Genomic DNA, 23331 nt, shown 5'->3' with positions numbered 1-23331 from the left:
GAGTATGGCGAGCAAGGCAAGAAGTTCACTGCCCCTCAGATTGCCGGCTACAAGCTGAGCTACATCCTTGTCAACGGCGAGAAGGTGACCGGCACTGATACTGCCACCCTGGACTATAACAGCAAGGATCAGACGGTTGTCTTTGTCTACGAAAAAGACAGCATGCCTGAACCAGATAACCTCAAAGATACTGTTACTCCAAACTATCGCCAAAAAGCTGCACCAGTTACTGTAAAATATCAAGACGAATTCGGTAATACTTTAGCTGAAAACATAGTTTTAAATGGTTACGTTGGCGATGGCTACACAACTGGTTCCGAGCCTGTTGCGGGCTATACTCTAGAAACTAGACCAGATAATGCCACAGGCTTCTTTAGTGCTTATCCACAAAGCGTAATTTACATATATGCCAAAGACAATCAGGATAATCCTCAGATTAATGACGGTGATACGAGAAAGGATAAAACTGATAAAACCGGAAAGTCCAACAAGGTAACAGAAACCGGAAACCATAAGCGTAATAATAGTATTAAAAATAATGATAGTACCGGTAATTTAATTAACACTGACAACCATAATGGTCAAACTGCTACCAAGCTAGCAAGCAATAATAATGCAAAAAAAGATGAAAAAATACCACAAACTGGATCTGATGAACATTCACAATTGGCTGCTTTGCTACTTGGTTTTATGGCAACTATTAGCAGCACAGCAGGTGCTTGGTTTAATCGGAAAAAGAAAGAATAACTAAAATCAATACTAATTGCAAAAATGCTTCGTGAAGTATACATCGCTTTTCGAAGTATTTTTTATGTAAACATCGACTTATTTATATATTAAAAATGTTTATTTGGCCTGTAATTTATATCCTAATATACTATTTATGAACACTTTTTATATTAGTAGTATAGGAAAAATTATGAATAAACAAAAAACATTATATAGCAGTGTAGCAGTCGCAACATTGGGATTGTTTTGCATCAATTCGCAAGTTGTTCAAGCGGATAAATTACCGGAAAACCAGGTAACTAACAGCACTTTGACTAAGAAAGTTGTTAATCCTAAATCTAATTCCACTTTAGCTTCTACCAAAACAAACAATGACGCAGTTTCTGCCGATTATCTGAATAATAAACCTAATCGAAAATTGCCAATATGCAGGCAATGTTTGCGTATTGCTCAAAACTAACTAATTTGAATTTGTCAAGCTTTGATACGAGCAGAGTTTATAATATGCAAAAAATGTTTACTGGTGACAAAAATCTCAAAAACCTTGATATTAGCAAATTTACTATATCTAATGGTGTTAATACAGGTGATATGTTATCTGATTTAGCCAGTCTCAACACTTTAAAACTCGGTTCTAATACAGTTATTAAAATTACAGGATTAAATACACCAGTCACATGGTCATATAATGGCGAAAAGTTCTCATCAGCTGAGCTAATTGCACAATACGATGGTTCAAAACCTGGTACTTATACTGCTGTTTCAATCACGGATCCCGATCCTAAGCCTGTTGATCCGACACCTGTTATGCCCGATCCTAAACCAAAGCCAACTCCGGTTAAACCCAACTTGTCCTCTTCATCTGTCACTGTTCATTATCAAGACGAAAATGGCAACGAAATTGCTCCAAACAAAATTATCACTGGATATATAGGTGACGGATATGTCACTCCTGCTATAACTGCTGCTGGCTACCTTTTGAAGCTTCGACCAAACAATGCTGTTGGTTTCTTCACCAAAAATCCGCAAGATGTTGTTTACGTTTATACCAAGGCATCAGAAAATGAAATTAATCAAGCAGATACCCCACCTAATACAACACCTACTGATAAAAACGGGCAAAGCTTTACTCCTGAATCTAACCCTAATTCTGAAGTAACAGGTGATAATTCCCCCGCTAAAATTACACCATCATTAAAGTCAACCAAGCTTTCTAATAATGAAAATGGTGTTAAAACTGTAGCTGCTGCTCATAAGTAAAATACTAAAGCTTTACCGCAGACTGGTTTATATGAAAAAAGTCGACTAGTTACCTTACTTTTCGGTAACTTAGCCATATTTATCAGTTCAATTGGAACTTGGATTAACCGTAAAAATATTAGTTTAGATTTAGTTACATCTATTTTTCCGTGAGTAAGCAAATTTTATGAATGTGAGTCAAGTTTTATTTACTCGTATGATGTAAAAATTTTTTATATATACGAAATTACTTATAAAAGTATTGATTTATAAGAGATATGTGTGTATACTTAACTGTGAGATTATGAAATTAAGATGAAAAAAGGGAGGACAAATAATGAGTAAGCACAATAATTTTTATCATAAAGGTAAAAAAATATTATTTACTAGTATGGCAGTTGCTGCCTTAAGTGTCATAGCTACCAATCCAGTTGCAGCTAAGGCTGCCGAATCACAGGAAGAGCAACCTGTTAAGCCAGCTGATACAAAGCCGACAATACCAGCTAATTCTGGTGATAACGCTGGCGAAGATGATTCAAATATGCTGTTGCCTTCAAAATGGACTAAAGACAATTGCAGTTATGATGAAAAGACTAAGACTTTAACTATTAAAGCCGGTACAATTGACAATGATTACAAAGTTAGTGAAGATAACCCTATCAATCCTGCCCAAATAGCTTGGAATATTGATGGTGTTGATACCGATCAAATTCAAACCATTAAAATTGATGGTGCGGTTACTTTCAAAGGTGATGCCAGTTCCTTATTTGCCGGTTTACCAAACTTGGAGAAAATTGGGGGATTAAAGAACCTCAATACAAAAGAAGTCACTAACATGAAACAAATGTTTGCTAGTGATCCTAAATTAACTTCATTAGACCTGTCAAACTTTGACACTAGTAGTGTAACTGACATGATGGGTATGTTCTTTGATGATGAAGCATTAAGTACTTTAGATGTATCCAACTTTAAGACAGATTTAGTAGAAGACATGTCTTATATGTTTAGTAATGATTCAAGTTTAACTAAAATTGATGGCTTGAAAAATTTCAACACCGAAAAAGTTACTAAGATGTGGGAAATGTTTAAGGGTGATAAGGCTTTGACATCCCTAGACATTAGTAATTTTAAGATGGCTAAACATGATGAAAACATTCAAGATAATGTTTCTGACACTAACAATACCGACGATAATAAAGGTACTGCAAAGCCATCTCATCAAACAAATACCATTGATCAAGATATGTTGTCAGGTATGGATAGCTTAAGTGATATTAAACTTGGTGCAGGCAATATCATTAACAATTCAGGACTCCCTGGTTCAGTAGAAGAGAGTCTAACTAGTGGAAAGACTAAGACTACTTGGTTCTTAAAGGATAGTAAGGACAATAAGGACAAAGGATTAAGTTCAGTAGAACTTATGCAGAAGTTTGACGGTAAAAATGATGCTACTGATTATGTAGGTGAATACACTACCACCAAACCTGCTCCAACTACACCAAACACACCTTCAACTCCAAGCACACCTTCAACTCCAAGTAATACTACTAACAACTCAGGTAACAACACATCTAATACGACTGACAAACAAAACACTAATAAGACGGATACTAACAAGCAAGATACAACTAAGCCTACTGCTGACAACAAGAAGCCAGTTAAGAATACCAAAAAAGGTGTTAAGAGAGTTGTTACCCACAACGCTTATATCTTTAACCAAAAAGGCAAGCGTGTAAAAGGTGAATACTTCGTTGGCAAAACTATTACCACTTATGGTACTAAGACCATTAACGGCAAGAAGTTCTATGCTTTAGGCAAGAACCGTTTTGTTAAGGCTAATAATGTTACTGGCATCAACCGTAAATTAAAGCATAATGCCTTTATTTACACTAAGAAAGCTAATAACAAAGTTAAACGTTATGGTCACAAAGTCCTTAAGAAGAATAAGAAAGTTAGAACTTACGGTGGTGCTATTAAGATGCACAATAAGTTATACTACATCGTAGGCAAGAACCAATTTGTCAAGAAAGCAAACTTTTAAAAATTAAGAGATTTACTTTATAAATAGAAAGAACTCAACTAGTAGTTAAAACTGCTAATTGAGTTCTTTTTCTATGCTCAAAAATTAATAAATTTATCTAAGAGTATTGACTCTTTTTCAATATTTCTATCTATCATCAAATTATTTATACATGCAGAAGCCATAAAATCACAAACTATGGCCTCAGAATGTATAAATGATGTTATTAAGTTTAATGAATTGTATAATAAGGGCAATTAAGTATAAGAAAAATATTAATCATATATATGTTTATTTTATAATCAAGGAATGACTAGCAAAATGAGCCAGAAAAAGAAACCTATGCGAACCAAAACAGCAACAATGTTTTTCAGTATTGCTACAGCAATTTTAAGTTCACTAACTGTTAACTCTATAACAGTTAAAGCAGATCCATCCCTGTCCTCTTCAGCACAAATCAAGAATAAACAAACTAATAATACCAATTATGCTAATTCTAAGTTAAGGAGTAAGAAGCAACCAAACTCTCAAAGACAACTTCAGCCAAAAATTGCAGAGTCGACTGCTCCAAGTGCTACTAAATTTAAATGGGGCAATCTTGATGTCAGTTATAGCAACCATGTAATTACCGTCCCCAGTGGCTGTGTAGGTCAACCGGACTCTTTAGCTCACATTAACGGTATTAATAGTGATGATATCCAAGAAGTTAAATTTACCGGTCAACTAAAGATTGGCTCAGCTTCGGAAATGTTTAAGGACTTAACTAATTTAACTAAAATCACTGGCTTAGAAAATCTTGATACATCTGCTACCAGTGATATGCGGTACATGTTTGCGAATTGCCAAAATTTAACCAGCATAGATGGCATTGCTAATTTGCAGACCAGCAAAGTTAATAATATGTCTTTTATGTTTGCGGGCTGCAGTAAATTAGCTAGTCTGGACCTATCAAGTTTTAATACTGCTAATACTATCCACGCAGAGAGCATGTTTCAAGATTGTGAAAACTTACAGAGCATTAAGTTTTCACCTGATTTCACAATAGCCAAGGTGGATGATATAAGTCGCATGTTCAGTGGATGTTCAAGCTTAACTGCTTTAGATCTTAGTAAGTTTAATACTAGCCAAGTTAAAAAAATGATTTGGACTTTTAAGGATTGCTCCAGCTTAACCAAGTTGGATTTATCATCATTCGACACGTCTAACGTAATTGATATGAATGGAATGTTTAATAATTGTAGTAGCTTAAAAGAACTTGATCTCAGAAGTTTTGTCATAGATCCTAATATTGATAAGGGTTATATGTTAGATGGACTTGATAAATTAAACACCCTTAAACTAGGTAAAAGTACATATATTAATGATACACATCTTAACACTCCAGGAACTTGGGTCAATATCGGCAAGGGCAACGAAGATGCACCACAAGGAAATAATAAATATTCGTCCAAAGTCTTAATTGCCCATGCTCACGACATTCTTGGTGACACTTATATTCGACCAGGTAATCCTATTACTGTTTCTTACTTGGATACTAGTAAAAGAGCATTTGCACCTGAAATTAGTTTGAAGGGCAAAATGGGCGCTGATTATAAAGTGACTGCGAAGACAATTCCGGGATATATCGTAAAGAAAGTCCCAGATAATGCCACTGGGGTTTTCACTGATCAGCCGCAGAACATCGAATTTATTTATTCTGCTGACCCAGAATCCAACTCTACCATCACACCAATTAAAGCTGCAGATGTTACCGTCTATTATCAAGATGAAAACGGCAATCAAATTGCACCTGAAATGATATTACAAGGAAATATGGGTGACGGCTATACTACTGGTGTTGTCGAAGTCCCGGGTTATACTTTAAAAGTAAGGCCTGAGAATGCCACCGGTTTTTTCAGCACTGCACCGCAAAGCGTAACTTATATTTATGCTCAAAATAATGCCATACCTGAAAAAAATGATCAAAACGGTCCCACAAATTCATCCAGTAATAACCCTAGCCAAAAAGGGACTTCACAAACTAATGAGTCCCAAAATAAGCACAGGCTCAACAAGAATGGTGTTACTGAGAACTATACTATTTTCAAATCCTCTGACCGTGATTCTGACTCCACTAATCCAATACTTATCACCAACAATGGCCAAGAAGAAGAGTTGCCACAAACTGGCACTAATGAACGTTCACAAATAATTGTGCTGTTGTTAGGCCTGCTGTTGCTCATTAGAAGCCTGCTTCCCCACTACTTTAGTAAAAAGAAAAAAGGATAATTGCAAATTCAAAAAACCCGTCATAAGTGACGGAATTTTTTGTCTTGCATAAAAATAAACGAACCGTTTTAATAAAAGAAGAAAATTTTTAAACACAAAAGGAGTAAAAATGGGACTTAACAAACCGCTTTTATTTGCGCTTAGCGATACTAAGCCTGGACCAAAAAATTTAATCACTGATGTTGCGGGCATTACCGTTGGCCACAAGACGATTGTCACTGACAGACTCAGAACTGGTGTCACTGTAATCAATCCTTGCCCGGACAATATCTTTCGCGAAAAGATGCCGGCTGCTGCACATGTAATTAACGGCTTTGGCAAAAGCACAGGACTCATTCAAGTTAACGAGCTGGGTACAATTGAAACACCCCTGGTTTTGACCAATACACTCAGTGTCGGTACCGCCTCAATGGCTTTAGTCAAAAGGATGCTGGCTGAAAATCCTGAAATTGGCCTTTCAACTGGTAGTGTCAATCCGATCATCATGGAGTGCAATGACAGTTCGATTAACCATATTCGGGATTTAGGCGTCACCGAAGAGGATGTCAACGATGCTTTTACCGCTGCTAGTGCAGATTTCGCTGAAGGTGGCGTTGGTGGCGGTACAGGTATGCGCTGCTATGAACTTAAAGGCGGCATTGGTTCTGCTTCAAGACAAGTAGAAATTGACGGCAAAACCTTCACAATGGGTGCGCTAGTCATGTCCAATTTTGGCCTCAGTGCTGATTTGAACATTTATGGTCATGCCATTGGTAAAAAGTTTATGGATAACAAAGACAGTAAGGAAAAAGGCAGTATTATTACAATAATTGCTACCGATATTCCGTTCAACTCAAGACAATTAAAACGCATTGCCAAACGTTCCGGTATCGGCATCACACGCAGCGGCTCATTTAGCGGCAACGGCAGTGGCGAGATTACTCTGGCTTTTTCTACTGCTAACCGTGTAAGTCATTTCCCTGACCATGAATTAAGCACGATTCAGGCAATTACTGATGACAAAATTGACCGCTACTTTAGGATTACGGTAGATATTGTGCACGAAGCCATTCTCAGTTCTTTGGCTCATGCCCAAACAACACCCGACCGTGACGGCAAGCCAATGTTATGCTTAAAAGATGCCCTATTGCAGCTTGGTGATGATAAAGAGGCAGTGCAATTAATTGCAGATTTAGGACTTTAATCAGATACCGGTAACAATAATTTTTCCTATCTTGCAGTGTTATAATTAACTGAAAATGTGAGCGATTGCAAAGGAGAATTAAGATGACACCATGGTGGAAAAATGCAGTAATTTATCAGATCTATCCCAAATCTTTCCAAGACAGTAACGGTGACGGTATTGGAGACCTACCCGGCATTATAAGTCACTTGGACTATTTGCAAAAATTGGGAATAGATGCAATTTGGCTTTCGCCAATTTACAAATCTCCCGGCATCGATAATGGTTATGATATTGCTGATTATGAAGCGATTGATCCGCAATATGGCACTATGCAAGACATGGATAAGTTGATTAGTGAGGCTAAAAAACGCGGCATTCGGATCATCATGGATTTAGTTGTTAATCATACTTCTGATCAACATCAATGGTTTATTGAGGCACGCAAAAGTAAAGATAATCCTTACCGTGATTTTTACATCTGGCGTGATCCTGTTGCCGGTCATGAACCTAACGATTTAAAATCTGACTTTTCAGGTTCTGCTTGGCAATTTGATGCTCAAACGGGCCAGTATTACCTCCACTTTTTTGCCCCGCAACAACCAGATTTGAATTGGCAAAATCCAAAATTACGGCACAAAATATACGACATGATGAACTTCTGGCTTGATAAAGGCATTGGCGGCTTCCGAATGGACGTAATCGAACTGATTGGCAAAGAGCCTGATCGCAAAATTCGCGAAAATGGTCCACAGCTTCATCATTATATTCAGGAAATGAACCAAGCTGTTTTAGCTAACCGCGATGTAGTAACTGTTGGTGAGACCTGGAGTGCTGGTCTCGATAGTGCCCGGAAATATTCTGATCCTGATCGGCATGAGCTCTCTATGATTTTTCAGTTTGAAGATCAAAACATTGATAAACAGCCGGGAAAGACAAAATGGGATCTTAAACCCTTTAAGGCCAGCGATCTTAAAGAGGTCTTGATTAAATGGCAAACACAAATTGATTATAATCATGGCTGGAATAGTTTGTTTTGGGAAAATCATGATCTTCCCCGTGTCATTTCTCGTTGGGGCAATGATAATAAATACAGGGTACAATCTGCCAAAATGTTTGCCATTGCCTTACATTTAATGCGAGGTACTCCTTATATTTATAATGGTGAAGAAATTGGCATGACAAACTGTCCAGTCAAGGATATCTCTGAAGTTGAAGACCTCGAAAGTATCAATATGTATAATGAGCGACTCAAGCAAGGGTATACTAAAGAAGATCTGATCCAGTCAATCAATACTAAAGGGCGCGACAATGCGCGCAGGCCGATGCAATGGTCAGCGGCTGCTGCTGCTGGCTTTACTACCGGGACGCCTTGGCTAGCACTTAATCCCAATTATCAGGATATTAACGTTCAAGCCGCTTTAGCAGACCCACAATCAATTTTTTATACCTACCAAAAATTGATTAAGTTACGTCATGAGAACGAAATTATCACTAATGGCAGCTTCACTCCTGTTTCCGCCAGCCCTAGCGTCTTGGCTTATTACCGTGAACTCGCAGGCATGCACTGGTTAGTTGTTGCCAATTTGACAGGCAGCATTGAACAGTTTTCTGCACCAGATAAAATTGACCAGGTTTTAATTAGTAACTATAATGTACCGCAATCACTTAATAACATTAACTTAAGGCCATATGAAGCCTTCGCTGTGGTCGTAAAATAAGAACCAACCGTATTTACGTGAAAAATACCCCCAAATTTGTTCTAAATTTAGGGGTATTATTGTGGCTGAATCATCAAAATAAGATTTAGTAATTAAAGGGGTGGTTCGATGTCAGGAAGATTAATTTTCGAAAAGCAATTGAAAGTAACCTTTTTAATTTTTACTCAAGCATATTTTTTAACTTCTGTTCGGTATAACTCTGCCGTTTGGGCATCAAAGGCACACATAATAACTTTCATTTGATAGTCAGAATGCTCCGTAAGCCAATTTTGCACGGCAGTAAAAGCAATATGGGCAGCTGGTGCAGCCGGAAAACCGTAAGCTCCTGTAGAAATTGCCGGAAAAGCAATACTATGCAGATTATGATCTCTAGCTAAAGCTAACGAGTTTACATAACAGTCTTTTAATAACTCATTATCTTGTTTAGAACCAGAATAAATTGGCCCCACGGTATGAATGACAAACTTAGCAGGTAACTTGTATCCTTTGGTAATTTTAGCCTGGCCCGTTTTACAGCCATGAAGCTGTCTGCACTCGGCCAGCAGCTGCGGTCCAGCTGCCCGGTGTATTGCCCCATCAACACCCAGGCCACCTAACAATGTCTTATTGGCAGCATTAACAATTGCATCTAACGTTAATTTAGTTATGTCCCCTTGAATAATTTTGATATTTTCCATAAACTTGGCCTCTTTTTTATTTCATTTTAAGCCCAAATTATTTTTTTGCCAAAACAAAAAAATGCGACTCATGTGAGCCGCATTTTCGAGAAGTTAGCATACATAATTATTTATTTTTCAGTGCATTCTCTACAGCTTCTTCAATTGCTTTACTTGTCCTAGTTGCTCCAGTAACGGCATCGACATCTATTGAATTTGCATTAACTATTTCTTGTGGTACAACCTTTAACGCTCTTTTACCAACATCCTCACTTTCGTTTTCAGAAACAATTTCTACGTTGGTGATTCGACTATCTTGATAAGTAACCCGAACTTTAATTTCGTCACCCATACCTGAATGAGAAACACCCAGGTATTGGTTACTGTCTAATGTAATTTTATCTTCATGATTAATTAGATCATTCTGCCCATTCATTTCTGTAGAAGCAGCAACTTTCTTACTTTCTTCTTTTGTAACATTCTCACCAGCTATTTTCCCAAATATTAAACATTCAGCGATATTGCATGCTGTTTGATAGTTATTTACACAAACTCCTCCAAGTTCACCGGCACCGTATAAATGTTTAATAGGCTGATCCGTTTGATCGACAATTTGAGCCTTACTATTACGTTTAGGTCCGCCTTGAGTATTTAGAACACTGTTTACCATCTTAATAGCATAAAATGGTCCATCGTCGAATTTGCTCATAGTTTTAACATCTCTATTAAATTGATAGTCTTTTTCTTGATCAACAAAGAAATTAAAATCACTAATTGATTGCTTTAAATTAGCAACAGGGACATTAATCTTTTCAGCTAGTTCTTCAACAGTGGCAGCTTTAACTAAAGTTTTATCAAAGCCTTCAAATGGATCAGGTTTTGATTTTATTTTTTTAAGTTGTTTTTGATCAAAAACAAGATGGATATTTGTGTGATAACGTGGTATATCCCATCTGCCATGATTATAAACATGGCCATGGCGATTTGCCCCACTCTCATTCATATATCTTGTACCATCTTCAGTTACAGCTATAATGCTTCCATTTTTAAACTGTGAATTATCAAATACAAGTCGTGCACGCTTTCCTTCTTCCGTATAGAAAGCTAGTCCTGGCAATACACCTGCACTTTCATAATTCCACATGTGCCATAATTGTGCGCCAGCTTCAATAGATAATCTAATGCCATCTCCCTTATTGTACAAAGTGCCAAATGGTGCCAGATATTTGCTATTTAAATATGTCTGAGCCATTTCACGACTATTTTCATAACCACCTAACGTTAAAACTACCCCTTTAGTCGCAGCAACCCTAATATTTTTACCGTTACGTTCAATAATTGCACCTACTACAGTTTTATCATCTGGATCAATAATCAAATGTTTAGCTCTTGAATTAAGCCAAACATCAATATTCGTACTTCTATCAATTACCTTTTGTCGCAATATTTTCCATAATGCACTGTCAGCTATCCCTTCATGAACTAATGAAAAATCAAATGTATTTGCTCCTTCATATTCTGGAAATTCTTCCAGCATCTCTTGTAAAGGAAAAGCATATTTAGAGGTATCTAAATTATCATGTCTTACACTAACTGGATTAACATTTAGATATTTTTCCAAATACTCTCTCATATTGGTCATACCTTTTGCATAAACTTCTTGTACTTTTTCATCTTCATCCATCGGTGCAGACAACTTCTTATAATATGCTAACAGCTTCTCATAGTTATCCCCTGTTCCAATCAGCTGAATACAATACCTGGTATTTCCACCTTCATGACCGTATGGAGCAGAGTCAACCAGCAAGACTTTTGCTCCATTATCTGCTGCAAAACGTGCAGCGGTAGCACCCGCTCCACCAAACCCTAGAACAACAACATCATATTTCGCTTTATATTCTGGTTTCATTATTATGTTCTCCTACTATTTGACTTCATATAACCGTTTACATCCTTATTATCAATGATATAATGTGACTTGTTAAATAGTTATTTTATAAGTTGAATATAAGTGAATATCAATAATGAAACTTGATGAAGAATTAGTCTTTAAAATTTTAGAGAGTACTAAATACTGTAAAAGCATTAGCGAAATTGCAACTCAGTTATATTTAAGTCAGCCATATATTAGTCAAGTTCTTAAAAATGCAGAGGCATATTACAAGGTTAAACTGATTAATCGTAAAACAATACCAATTAGTATAACCCCTGCAGGAGAACAAGTTCGGAATGGGTTGCTTAAAATTATTAGCGATAGAAACGAAATCAATGCCAATTTAAGACCATTTATTGCGTCAAAAGAAGATACAATTAAGATTGCATATACTCCTATATGGACAAAACAACAAGGTAAAATAATTAAACAGTTACAAAACGAATTTCCACATACTAAATTTTTCCTGCAAAAAGTATTCACCAGCAATACATCTTATAATCTAATTGCTAATCATATTTATGATATATTTTGGGGACGTTATCTTAAAGGCAATGAAATTAGTTCTAAGTTTTTATACAGACAAATAGCCTATTTAATTATTCCTAAAAATTCTGCTATTTATCAAAGAGGAGTAAGAGAAATTTCTTTTAGTAAAGCTAAATTTAATCAACTTAATGGTTCAAATTTAGTAGCGTTAGAAAATGGTTCTTGGTTTCAAGAAGCGGTTAACCATCTTTTTATAGATAATGGGATTAAGGTTAATCAATCTATCACAGTCAATGACTTTATAGGAGCTGTAGAGTTAGCAATTCAAGGCTTTGGTATAACTATTACTCTCGCTAATACGTTAAACTATATTGACAGTTCATTAGAATTCAACTACATGAAATTACCATTATCCAGTTTAAACTTAGATACAGGCTTAAGTATCAGCAGAGATGCTCCTATTCAATTACAAAACATTGCTAGAAGTTTTGCAGATTTAATAATCAAAACAGGTTGGCAAAATTAGGACAAAACAAAAAATGCGACTCACAAAAGCCGCATTTTTCTTCTATATAAATAGCAAAAACCTTAAATATGTTATAGCACTATCAAGAAATATCTACACCGCCTGTTATTCTGTTAAGAAAGCTAGTTCCATTCTGTGGCATTTCTACTCCAAAGAATTCAGCCCCAGTTGCACCAACATCAGAAAGAGATTCTCTTTCACCAACATATTTATAATGAACATTCTCTTTATATATTAATAAAGGAACCTTTTCCCTAGTATGTTGTGCATGACCGATAGTAGGATCATCACCATGATCTGCCATGACAATTAAAATATCATCTCCGGTAAAATACTGCTCCGCTTCTGGCAATCTTCTATTTACAATTTCCAAAATATTTGCATAATGATCTGTATCTTCAGAGTGACCAGCTAAGTCAGTTTCCTGAATATTCATGAAAATTAATCCATTACTTATTTCTTTTGCCTGATCCATAAATCTATCAAATAAGTAGTTACTATCTACACCAGGAAATCTTCTATCAGTGTCACCTCTTACTATATCAGAAGCTTTACCAATTAAGGCTACATCAATTCCATGGCGAATTAAAATACTAGCTAGCTGGACCTTGGGATTAATACCGTAACCTAAATGAACAACATGGTAATTTTTCTTATATACACCTGATTCCGGTGCAGAAATACCAACATACTTTTCTTTTTTAATGTGCCGAGCATCAAGAATATTATCAATGGTCACATCACTACCACCAAAAGCAATTACTCTGGATACTTTGACTACTTTTCTAACAGATTCTCCTAATTTTGTAATTTCTGCAAATGACATTTTATCTAAAGTAGCCGTAACATTATATACTTGTCCTGGATCTGCTTCTAAATTATCAGCAACAGTTGCACAGTTATTAACAACTAAAATTTCTAATCCTGGATCTCCGTATCTTTTTACAGCAAAACCGTCTTCTTTTACCTGCTTTTCAACCTGATCAATTACTTCATTAAAGGGTTGAAGTAAAGGCATTGGTGGATTAGTTCCCATTATTTCTTGGTGTCCTAAATAAGAATCAGCTCCGTGATGTTTAAGAAGAGCTGTACCCCAGTTCGCGTCTGGCGAAAAAATATGTCTGCCACGTTCAACACCAATTGCATTAATTAAACCTAATCTTTCAAGATTGGGAATGTCAATATTCGGCTCAGCTTTAATGATATTTAAAGCTGTATTTGAACCAACATCATTAGGCCGGACTTGAGGTACATCGTCCATTGCACCAACACCAAAGCCGTCTAAAACTATTACACCAAATTTACTCATTACATTATCTCCTTAGGCATATGCTTGCCCTGACTATCATATAAACCTAATAATTTTGGCTTGCCTGATTGCAAACCATCTACAATCGCTACAACACTTCTTGTAACAAAAATTTGCGTCCTAAAATCAGTAATAACTGTTGCACCCTCTGTATAAGAATCTTCAAGCTCCAAGTAATAGTCAATGCTTTCACTATCAAAAGGCAAAACTTTACTTTCATATTCCTGATTATCAGCAAATACTAATGCATTATGTGCATGTCCTCTTCTGTAATATCCTCCGCCATAAAAATAGCTGTGGCCCTTAAAACTATGCGAAATCTCACTAACATAGCAGTATGCCGGAATTTCCGGTTGCCTTGAATTTGCATGAAGTGGCGTAGTACCTGATAAACCATGACCGGGCTCCCCTTCGTTTCCTCCCAATTTTTTAATTAATGGAATTGAATTGCAACATGTAGCAGAAGGTAAACTCACAACCTGTAAAGGATAATTATTTTCCCGAAATATTTTTCTGACTTTTTCTACAGTTTTAATATTAGTAGTAGGTTCAATTTTATTAGTAGTGTCATTAAATAAAAGGGCGGGAAAACAGGTTATACCAACCAACTCAACATTTGAAAAGTTTACGATTTTAGTGAAATTAGACTCAAACTCGCTGATAGTTAACCCTCCCACTTGTCCCGGATAGAGTTCATCACTATTTCCTATAACTTTAAGGATGATTTTTTGAGTTATTTTTAATTCTTTAGCTATCTGATTGATATATACTAAACTGTTCATCGAATAAACCGTTACGTATTTGGTTCCATAAGCTAAGACTTTTTTTACTAAGCTTCTCGGCATTTGCACCAAATTTCCCACATTACCGAGATGCAGTCCATAATGCATAAAGGTTTCCGCTTCCCTAAAATCAACAACTACTGCTAGTGGTATTCCGGCTTCTTCAATCGTTTTGGCTATAACTGGATTACGACCAAATTGCTTTGTCATATAAAGCAATTCAACCTTATTTTCTTGAGCTACCTTAACCATTTTTTTGGTATTATTCTTAATTGCTTCCAAATCAACGACATAAGTGTCTGGTAAAATCCGACCACTTTGATGAAGTTGAACTGCATAATCAATTAGACAAGGGTTATATTTTTTTAGTGAAGGTAAAAACATTATTTCACCTCCCTTATACATTTTTGTAAAATGTTAATAATAGTATCTGCACCTGCTCTATATGGATTTATTCGAATAGTATTGTCCAATAATTCAGGATCATATGCTTTAAATGTTCCTGAAACTCTGTATATCATAGGAACAATTTCATATTTAGATTCTGCACCAACTGGATTAGGTGCCCCACCAAATTTAGCTACATTTTTTAAAATTTCTTTTGCTATCGGATGAGCAAATTCCACCAGTAAAACTTTTGATTGTGCATTTGCAACGTAAGCTTTTTTGATCCCTGGAACCTCGTTGTTATTAAGTCTCTCTTTTAACTCATTAATAACTCGAGCCTGATTAGCTAATGCAACAGGTGCATATACCATGCCCCTTAAAACATCCAAAGCTTCATGCCCCTGAACTTGCGAACCACCCGAATAATTTTCTTCTCGTAGTTTATCCAAATATATTTTTTTACCGACTATACATCCTATCCCTTCAGGACCCAATAGCTTAAATGTGGAAAAACAACTTAAATCTGCACCTAGTTCAGTTCCAATTTTATGCACTTTCATAACAGCGTAATTATCATCTGTAATGATAGGAATATTGCGGTTATAGTGTGTCCTTAAGACTTTTAAAACGTGACCCATATCATAAGAATCATCAGGCTTTTGTCTAGTATATTGAACTAATATGCCCGCAATATTTTCCGGTAATTTAACAGTATCAATTTCATTGAAATCAACTTCTTTTGTTTTTACACCCATCATAGTTAGAGAAACTTGGGTAGTGGGATAAATTGGAGCTTCATGAACTAACAAAGTTTGTCCCGCATTTAAAGCAGAATGTAGTGCGTTTCTAATAGCGCCAGTACCTGAACCTCTTACCAGCATGGCGGCTTCAGTATTAAAAAACTTAGCGATTACTTCCTCTGCCTTTTTTGTAAACTTGGGTTCATTTAATCCTGGAATAACTCCCAAGTCTCCTCTGGTAATAATCTCATTACCCGCAAAAACATTAGTAATTGCATCTACTAATTGCCACTGCTTTTTTAAAGCTTCATCCGGTGTAATACTTTCTAGCGGATATGTTGTAAAATCAGTCATTCCAATCACCACCAAAAATTCTTTGAGGGTTTTCTACCAGCATTTTATTAATAAACTCCTCAGTTACACCGCCAGCTTTTAGCTCAGGAATGAAACTATCCAATAAATAAGCATAACCAATGCCACCATTTGCTTTTAAATGAGATTTTCTGGTTATGTCCATCGACATAACAATTTGATCTGTAAAGCCTGCATCTTGGGCTGCTTTAATTATTTCGACCCTTTTAGCATCAGACATATAATTATTTTTGCCTATAGTATCTATTTCTACGTTGATTCCTGTCTTTAACATTTCTAAAACATAATTAGGATTACCGGTTAAATCAACATGTCCGATAATGATTTTGCTTAAATTAGCATGTTTTTTTTGAAAAAATTCAACTTGCTCGTGTCCTAAAGTACCTATTGAGGTATGTGTCATAATTGGAGTATGAGTTTCTTTACTAGCAATAACTGCTGCATTAAATACTTTTTCTTCTTGTTCAGTCCACCTATTTTTAGTTGTGGCAATTTCTCCTATAACTCCAGCTTTAATATCTGTATTTTTAATTCCTATTGTAATGTCTTTGATCATCATTTCAGCTAATTGTGTGACTGATAACTGATATACTTCTATTGGTAAAAAGGCAGATTGATACCAGCCTGTAGCTTGGACAATATTAATTCCTGTTTCTGCAGCTACTTTTTGTGCATAAGCTACATTCCTTCCAATACCTCGACAGGTTGCTTCAACAATGTTTCTTACTCCTTTTTTATAAAGCCCTTTTAATTCCTGTATTACAAGCTGTTGGGAATCAAGTAATGCATCTTCATCCTCAATTACTTCAGAACGATCTATAGGAATATGTTCATGGGCATATGTAATACCTGGTTTTAAAACTGTCATATAATCTCCTTAGAATAAATGCACTATTCTTAAAATATTTAATAAAAGTCCTAAAGCTATAGTAGCTATTGGTCCCACGGCCATATCAACTAGAGGCTTTTTCATTTTTTTATTTAAGAGCCAGGTACCAATGACCCAGAAGAATCCTAGATTTGGTGCCATCTTATTACATGCAATGGCCGCCCCAATTAATAACGAAGTTGAAATGGTTTCCATCAGAGAAGTACGAATATGGTCACCCATGTCACGTAAACCTGGGAACTTATCCATTCCTTTAGCGGTAGCACCTAAGGCTTGGACTTCAATCCACATCCAGACAGCACCTGCGATAAAGGCAACTAACGGTTGACCTTTTAATAACAAGCCGATTGCAAAAATTAAGGTTGTTCCAGCCATACCATAAACACCAGTTACAATAGCGGTTGAAAATACTAAGGGAATGAATCCGATGGCTCTGGCAAAAGTTGCCATTGCTGCTTCTTGAATTTGCCCTTTAATCAATAATTGCTGAGGAAGAACATCAACTGCAAGAATTAATTCACTTGAAGCAGCAGTGATCAAGCCCCCCATTAATGAAAGCCAAATCCAATTTTTCTTAATTCTTCCAATACGTGCAGAAAAGACATTAACCAAATTTTCGTTTGAGTTATTGGTTCCCTTTACTTTGGCTGCGTAATAAACCATACAAATCATGGCCACTAATAGTGCCATACCGGTTGCGTTCAAAGTGATGGTAATACCATTACCCAAGTTAAAGATTCCAAACTTACTAATTAGAATGTAAGTTACAAAGGTCCAAACAAAGGTAATAAGACCTTTTTTTACATTATGTTGCTCTGCAACTGCAATTGCAGGAAATGCACAAAAGGCAAGCAATATTGGACTACCTAAAAGAGAAAGTGCTCCGAAAAAATTAAATGGCAACATTTTGAATAATCTAACTATCCAAGATAAGCCAAGTAACAATCCTGCGCCATAAACTGAACCAATAGCAAAAGCAATGGCAGCGCCCCATTTATTATCAGGTGTCCAAGTGCCAAAAATATCACAAGCCAGCAAAATACTATGAGCAAGTAAAATTGTTGAACCAATTGATACTGGAATACCAAATCCAATAATTAAACCAAAACTAACCCCAAAAGATGTTAGAGCTAATTCACGTCTATTAATTTTGTGGTCAAAATACTCTGGATAAATTGGTCTTAATCCATCATTGAAAACAGCAATGCCTTTATTCGCCAAAACTGAACCAACGCCCCCAACCAGGGCTATTAGAACATAATTTATAATTGTAGTCATTGACATTTTATCTCCTCCTTATATTCAATATTCTAAAAATTGAATATTGATATTAAAAACACTATAAAGGTAATGCCTTAACAATTTCTGGCAATACAGTATCTTTAGCATTAAATGTAAAGCCAAAAGCAACTTTGCCACTTTCTACCCCTTTTTTAATTTCATCTGCTTTTAATACCTTAGTTGGTGTAGCAACAGTGAGGGTTTTTCCTGAACCAAGTAAGGCGGTAGCCATCGCTAATGCACCTCCAGCACCAGTTTGACAGGCACCGATGTAAAAATCAGCTTGATGATTTTGAACTGCCATTGCAGCATCCAGGTCACTCTGCACAGTAATTTCGACATTTTTATCGCTTGTTAATTTTTCTAAGTCTTGTCTGATTTCTTCTTTGCCCATTTGACCACCAATTACTATTTTAGTCATATTATTGACCACCCTTCGATAAAACATTTACTAAATGCATAATAATATATTGATCTTCATCTTTACTAAGGACAACAGTTACTTTTGCTTTCTTTTCTAGCCAATATTGCTTTGCTCGTTGATATGCAGGCTTATTTTCTATTTGTTGCCAAAGAGCTTCCGGCATGGCATCAATCTTCTCGTTATTTCTTTGTCTTGAAATGGTCATTGCTACATGAATTAACAACATCTCTTCTTTGTTTCCATCATCATATTTACTCAAATCATTATCAATTTCGTTAAGAAATTTTAGGTCTAAATCATTAATTTTACCTGCCTGCAATAGTATATTCAGCTTATTTTGTGTCTGTTTTTGCATTAAAAATGACCACATCCTTAATATTCTGGAAGAAGTTCTCCAGAAATCACTTTTTTCTGTGTGCTTAGCAATTTATCTACATCTATCGTTTTCTCTAAAATACTTTTTGTAAAAATATCCGTTTTTTTACCAACAAATGCAGCTTGAGAAGAGCGAACAGTTAAGTTATTATCTATTTCACTATAAGCAAGTGGATAGTTATGTTCGACAACTTCATCCTCATTCCAAATAGCATAGTCGATTAGTCCTTCTTCTATACTTTTACTTACTTGGTTATAAGGCATTTGAACTAATTGCACATCTTTTCCTTTGGTTACATATTTTGTCAGTAAAGTATAATCAATGGACTGTGTATCTACCCCAATTTTGGCACCACTTTTTATTTGTGCATCTTCACCTTTTCTGAAAACTAAAACGTGCTTTGTAACATAAGTTTGTTCAGGCAGTACTAAAAATTCAGCCAAGTTGGCATTCCTTTTAATTAAATAATCAGCAGTTAATCCTGAAGTGATAATGAAATTGCTACGATCTTCTTGTAATCCCGAAAGTCTCTTTTCACTACCATTCATATACGAAAGGCTAACCTGAATCTCATTGTTGAAAAATGCCTTGTAAATTCCAGTTGCGAGTCCTTCATATTTTTTAGTATATGGTAGTGGTAATGAACCAACCAATGTATGATTTCCTATATAAGAAAGTAGTTTATGATGATTAACGTTTTCAACAAATGTACCTAAATGACCTCTTGATCTTGTACTAATTGCACCATCCTCCTTTAAGATACTAATTGCTGCCTGCATTGTACCCTGAGATATATTTGATTCTTTGCAAAATTCCTCTACTGTTGGTACGCGATCGTCAGGTTCCAAAAGTAAATACTTTTTTGCTAAAAATGTTAGCGCTAATCCTCTCATTTTATACTGTGCAGTTTGCAATTTAAAATCCCCTTTTTATAGAATATTCAAAATACCGTATATTGAATACGATTTCAGTATTACTCAAATTACGCCTTTTGTCAATAAAATATTTATAAAAAAATACATTGAGCAATAAACTCAATGTATTTTTGTTAGCTAGGATAATTATTTTTTATAAACTAATTTTCAAATACTATCATGGCTTGCTGATGACTTCAATTCATAAAATAGTATTATTACCGCCATGAGTACAAATGAAATTGAACAAATTATAAAGGATTTAGTTGCACTTGTATTTCCAATCAGTTTCCCCAAAGCTGCCATCACATATGGTGCTATAAAGCAGCCTAAGTTGCAGCCTACCATGGCTACTGATACGCTCATATTTTCTGATCCTACTGGTGCTTTAGCCATTGCTTGCCCGAAACTATAGGGTAAAAACAAAGACCATGCTAATCCTACAACTACCATTAATATTGATAATTCTGTCATATTAGTCACTTTAGAAATTAAAAAATAACAAACAGCCAGAATCGAAAAAGCTATTTCCTCAAGTCAACCATGAAATTCATACTGATGGGGGAATGATTCACAATCAATATCTAATGCAGTATTTAAGTAACATTGCTCAAAGAAACGTTAAAACTGCCGCAATTTCAGAACTCAGTGCTTTTGGCAGTGCAAATAATGCAGTTCATTATTCTAAAGAAATAAATTATTCAACTTTCTATATTCCAAAAATGGATCCGTGTGACTCTAATTTTTATATTCAAGAATGGCATAATTGGATTAACAAACTTTCATAATCTTTTTTTACAAATTGAATGTTAACGACCACTTAATGATTTCAAAAAATATTACCCAAACAAAAAATGCGACTCATGTGAGCCGCATTTTTCTTACTAAGTCCTATCCCTTTTCTGCACCAGCAGTAATACCGTTGACGTAAAACTTCTGCATGAAGACGAATAAGATCGTGATTGGAATAGCGATAATCACACAACCAGCAACAAACTCCGCAAAGTACGCGGTAGCATTGCCCTTAGTGTTGTGCACCATGTTATAAAGTCCGTACGCAATTGTGTATGTTTTAGGATTGCCTGAGGTTGACAAAATAATTCCCGAGAAAATAAAGTCAGTCCACGGACCAATAAAGGCTGTTAAAGCAGTGTAAACTATCATAGGCTTAGCTAATGGCAAATCAACGTGCATGAAGATTTGCCATTTAGTGGCCCCATCAATTTCAGCAGCTTCATCTATTGAAAATGGGACCGTGTCAAAGAAGCCTTTGGCAACGTAGAATCCCAGTCCAGCACCACCGACATATACCAGTAGCAGGCCGCCCAGGTTTAACATGTTTAAGCCCTTTAAAATGTAATAAAGAGCGATCATTGACATAAATCCAGGAAACATGCCCAAGACCAGTGCAATCTGCATGAACGGCTTTCTAAACGAAAAGCGTAACCGTGACAAAACATAAGCAACTGAAATCGTTAAAAAAGTAGAAATGATCATTGATAGTATAGAAACAATCAATGTGTTAATAATCCAGCTGACCAGTGGGTACTGCGAATTAGTAAAAATACCAATGTAGTTGTCAAAAGTAAATTTGTCAGGCCAAAAAGTTGAAACAAATCCCGTATCATTATAGGAAAAACTGGCTAATATTATCCAGATAATTGGTAAAATCCAAACTACAGCCAGGATAATCAATAATAGGTAACGAAAAATGAGTGAAAGGCGTTTTTGATTTTGATATGATATCATTTTTAGCCCTCCTTAAAAGCATTGGTATGGCGGTATGCAATTAATGAAAATACCGCACTGATAATAAAGATGAGGATACCTAAGACCGCTGAGGCATTGTAGCGCTGCTCCTGACCAAAGGTTAAGTTGTACAGCCACGTTACCAACAGGTCGGTAGAACCAGCACCATTATACTTGTTATTCATTGGTGCTCCTCCAGTTAACAGGAAGATCACGTTAAAGTTATTAATATTACCAATAAACTGTTGAATAAGAGAAGGTGCCATCACAAATAATATTTGTGGAAAAGTAATTGACTTGAATACCTGTAGTGCATTAGCACCATCGATTTTTGCAGCTTCAATTTGATCGGTTGGCAAATTTTGAATAATCGCAGTCGAAACCAGCATTGAAACTGGGATACCGATCCACATATTAACAATAATAACCGTTATTCGTGCTACCAAAGGTGATGCTTGACTGTCAATAAAATGTAGCGGATGAGAAATCCAGCCGATATTCATTAAGATATTGTTGAGTGCGCCCTGATAATCTAAGAACTGAGCCATCATTAACAAAGAAACAAACTGAGGTACAGCCCAGACAATCACAAAGATTGTCCGCCAGAAGCCTTTATGTTTTATTCCCTTAGATTCAATCAGCAAGGCAAGCAAAACTCCAAAAAAGAATGTTGTTGCCGTAGCAGCTACTGCCCAGATAAGTGTCCAACCCAAAACCGGGAAGAACGTACCTGAAAGGTCACCACTAAGTACATTGCCAAAAGCTTGAAATCCTGTCCAAGAAAAGGCAATTGGGTGTTGCCGGTCATAGTTTGTAAAAGCCATTGAAATCATAAAGATTGTCGGCAAAATGGTAAAACAGAGAATGCCAATGATTGGGAAAGTCATCAGAGTGTCATGCAAACGAGAATCAAACAAGTTTGCCAGTTCTTCTTTATTGGTTAAAATATGTTTGCCATCCCGCTTGAGCACATAATTTTTTCTGGTAGAACGCAGGTTGACAATGTATAAGTAAACCATTGCAATGCAAACAATAATTGCCAGTAAGCCAAACAAAAGAATCAAAACTGAATTTGAAGGTTGCTTAGTAATATAAACGCCTTGTGCGCTATCATAAACAACCTTTTTACTTTTAATTGGTCCCAAGCTTGACATCATACTAATTGCGGATATGCCACTAAAAACAAACCAAACAATAAAGGCTGCTTCTGTCAGCAATAATGCTATGCCTTTTACCCACTGCTTATTTGCCAGAGCATTGGAACCCATAATAAAGAATGACAATTTGGTAGCAATATTGCCTTTAGACCATACTTCCTTAAAGGTTGCTTCAGGTGCCGCATGTTTTTTCTTCCTAAACATAATT

At 36.0% G+C, this 23331-nt stretch carries 22 protein-coding genes and 1 pseudogene; 10 read left to right on the top strand and 13 right to left on the bottom strand.

Annotated elements, in window-relative coordinates; genetic code table 11:
- The 8 genes and pseudogenes from LDM92_RS05660 to LDM92_RS05625 form a co-directional block, all read left to right on the top strand.
- The coding region (locus LDM92_RS05660; RefSeq protein WP_223902393.1) for a MucBP domain-containing protein at positions 1-747 on the top strand (747 nt) is incomplete at its 5' end.
- 172 nt (positions 748-919) lie between these two features.
- Positions 920-1189 carry a hypothetical protein gene (locus tag LDM92_RS05655; RefSeq protein ID WP_223902392.1) on the top strand — a complete coding sequence of 90 codons (270 nt, stop codon included), beginning with the start codon at positions 920-922 and terminating at the stop codon, positions 1187-1189.
- Positions 1156-1989, top strand: a complete 834-nt coding sequence (locus LDM92_RS05650) for a MucBP domain-containing protein (RefSeq protein ID WP_223902391.1) — start codon at positions 1156-1158, stop codon at positions 1987-1989. Before LDM92_RS05655 ends, LDM92_RS05650 begins: the two co-directional genes overlap by 34 nt.
- Positions 1990-2004: 15 nt before the next feature.
- Positions 2005-2142 (top strand): annotated as a pseudogene (locus tag LDM92_RS09895) (hypothetical protein); the annotation flags it as partial.
- 163 nt (positions 2143-2305) lie between these two features.
- A complete protein-coding gene (locus LDM92_RS05640; protein ID WP_223902390.1) occupies positions 2306-4009 on the top strand; it encodes an SLAP domain-containing protein in 1704 nt (567 codons plus the stop codon).
- A 300-nt stretch (positions 4010-4309) separates the two neighbouring features.
- Positions 4310-6256 (top strand): MucBP domain-containing protein, encoded by a 1947-nt coding sequence (locus LDM92_RS05635; RefSeq protein ID WP_223902389.1) that lies wholly within the window; start codon positions 4310-4312, stop codon positions 6254-6256.
- A 109-nt stretch (positions 6257-6365) separates the two neighbouring features.
- The gene (locus LDM92_RS05630; RefSeq protein WP_223902388.1) at positions 6366-7439 is read left to right on the top strand and encodes a P1 family peptidase; all 1074 of its coding nucleotides are present in this window, start codon (positions 6366-6368) and stop codon (positions 7437-7439) included.
- 83 nt (positions 7440-7522) lie between these two features.
- Entirely contained in the window at positions 7523-9139 is a 1617-nt protein-coding gene (locus LDM92_RS05625; protein ID WP_223902387.1) for a glycoside hydrolase family 13 protein, read from the top strand.
- A 164-nt stretch (positions 9140-9303) separates the two neighbouring features.
- On the opposite strand, the gene LDM92_RS05620 is transcribed toward LDM92_RS05625, so the two are convergent.
- Positions 9304-9816 (bottom strand): O-acetyl-ADP-ribose deacetylase, encoded by a 513-nt coding sequence (locus LDM92_RS05620; protein WP_223902386.1) that lies wholly within the window; start codon positions 9814-9816, stop codon positions 9304-9306.
- Positions 9817-9922: 106 nt separating this feature from the next.
- Positions 9923-11704: an FAD-binding protein gene (locus tag LDM92_RS05615; protein ID WP_223902385.1), complete on the bottom strand. Its 1782-nt coding sequence runs from the start codon at positions 11702-11704 to the stop codon at positions 9923-9925.
- A gap of 115 nt (positions 11705-11819) precedes the next feature.
- On the opposite strand from LDM92_RS05615, the gene LDM92_RS05610 reads away from it, so the two are divergent.
- A complete protein-coding gene (locus tag LDM92_RS05610) occupies positions 11820-12743 on the top strand; it encodes a LysR family transcriptional regulator (protein ID WP_223902384.1) in 924 nt (307 codons plus the stop codon).
- An 82-nt stretch (positions 12744-12825) separates the two neighbouring features.
- Here LDM92_RS05610 and LDM92_RS05605 read toward each other — a convergent pair whose 3' ends face one another.
- The 9 genes from LDM92_RS05605 to LDM92_RS05565 form a co-directional block, all read right to left on the bottom strand.
- Positions 12826-14052 carry a phosphopentomutase gene (locus tag LDM92_RS05605; RefSeq protein WP_187154088.1) on the bottom strand — a complete coding sequence of 409 codons (1227 nt, stop codon included), beginning with the start codon at positions 14050-14052 and terminating at the stop codon, positions 12826-12828.
- Positions 14052-15218: an alanine racemase gene (locus tag LDM92_RS05600; protein ID WP_223902383.1), complete on the bottom strand. Its 1167-nt coding sequence runs from the start codon at positions 15216-15218 to the stop codon at positions 14052-14054. The genes LDM92_RS05605 and LDM92_RS05600 overlap by 1 nt, the downstream gene beginning before the upstream one ends.
- Complete coding sequence (locus tag LDM92_RS05595) at positions 15218-16315, bottom strand: aminotransferase class V-fold PLP-dependent enzyme (protein WP_223902382.1); 1098 nt, start codon at positions 16313-16315, stop codon at positions 15218-15220. The genes LDM92_RS05600 and LDM92_RS05595 overlap by 1 nt, the downstream gene beginning before the upstream one ends.
- The gene (locus LDM92_RS05590) at positions 16308-17201 is read right to left on the bottom strand and encodes a phosphotriesterase family protein (protein ID WP_223902381.1); all 894 of its coding nucleotides are present in this window, start codon (positions 17199-17201) and stop codon (positions 16308-16310) included. The genes LDM92_RS05595 and LDM92_RS05590 overlap by 8 nt, the downstream gene beginning before the upstream one ends.
- Before the next feature lie 9 nt (positions 17202-17210).
- On the bottom strand, positions 17211-18506 hold the full coding sequence (locus LDM92_RS05585) for a YhfT family protein (RefSeq protein WP_223902380.1): 1296 nt from the start codon (positions 18504-18506) through the stop codon (positions 17211-17213).
- A gap of 55 nt (positions 18507-18561) precedes the next feature.
- On the bottom strand, positions 18562-18924 hold the full coding sequence (locus LDM92_RS05580; protein WP_198212572.1) for a DUF2620 domain-containing protein: 363 nt from the start codon (positions 18922-18924) through the stop codon (positions 18562-18564).
- 1 nt (position 18925) lies between these two features.
- Positions 18926-19282 (bottom strand): PRD domain-containing protein, encoded by a 357-nt coding sequence (locus LDM92_RS05575; RefSeq protein WP_223902379.1) that lies wholly within the window; start codon positions 19280-19282, stop codon positions 18926-18928.
- Positions 19283-19299: 17 nt separating this feature from the next.
- On the bottom strand, positions 19300-20217 hold the full coding sequence (gene yhfZ / locus LDM92_RS05570; protein ID WP_223902378.1) for a GntR family transcriptional regulator YhfZ: 918 nt from the start codon (positions 20215-20217) through the stop codon (positions 19300-19302).
- 168 nt (positions 20218-20385) lie between these two features.
- Positions 20386-20691 carry an MFS transporter gene (locus LDM92_RS05565; RefSeq protein ID WP_223902377.1) on the bottom strand — a complete coding sequence of 102 codons (306 nt, stop codon included), beginning with the start codon at positions 20689-20691 and terminating at the stop codon, positions 20386-20388.
- Positions 20692-20783: 92 nt separating this feature from the next.
- Between LDM92_RS05565 and LDM92_RS05560 the strand changes: the two genes are divergently transcribed.
- Complete coding sequence (locus LDM92_RS05560) at positions 20784-21005, top strand: glycerol kinase (protein ID WP_238480651.1); 222 nt, start codon at positions 20784-20786, stop codon at positions 21003-21005.
- Between the two features lie 103 nt (positions 21006-21108).
- Here LDM92_RS05560 and LDM92_RS05555 read toward each other — a convergent pair whose 3' ends face one another.
- Together LDM92_RS05555 and LDM92_RS05550 are read right to left on the bottom strand one after the other, a co-directional pair.
- A complete protein-coding gene (locus LDM92_RS05555; protein WP_223902376.1) occupies positions 21109-21966 on the bottom strand; it encodes a sugar ABC transporter permease in 858 nt (285 codons plus the stop codon).
- A gap of 2 nt (positions 21967-21968) precedes the next feature.
- Positions 21969-23327 carry a carbohydrate ABC transporter permease gene (locus tag LDM92_RS05550; protein ID WP_223902375.1) on the bottom strand — a complete coding sequence of 453 codons (1359 nt, stop codon included), beginning with the start codon at positions 23325-23327 and terminating at the stop codon, positions 21969-21971.
- Positions 23328-23331: the final 4 nt, after the last annotated feature.

Origin of the sequence: Lactobacillus laiwuensis (genome assembly GCF_019972835.1) — a bacterium.
In the GTDB taxonomy this organism is placed as follows: Bacteria; Bacillota; Bacilli; order Lactobacillales; family Lactobacillaceae; genus Lactobacillus; species Lactobacillus laiwuensis.
Note: the sequence above shows the minus strand (reverse complement) of the source record. Positions and strands in the feature narration are given on the sequence as shown.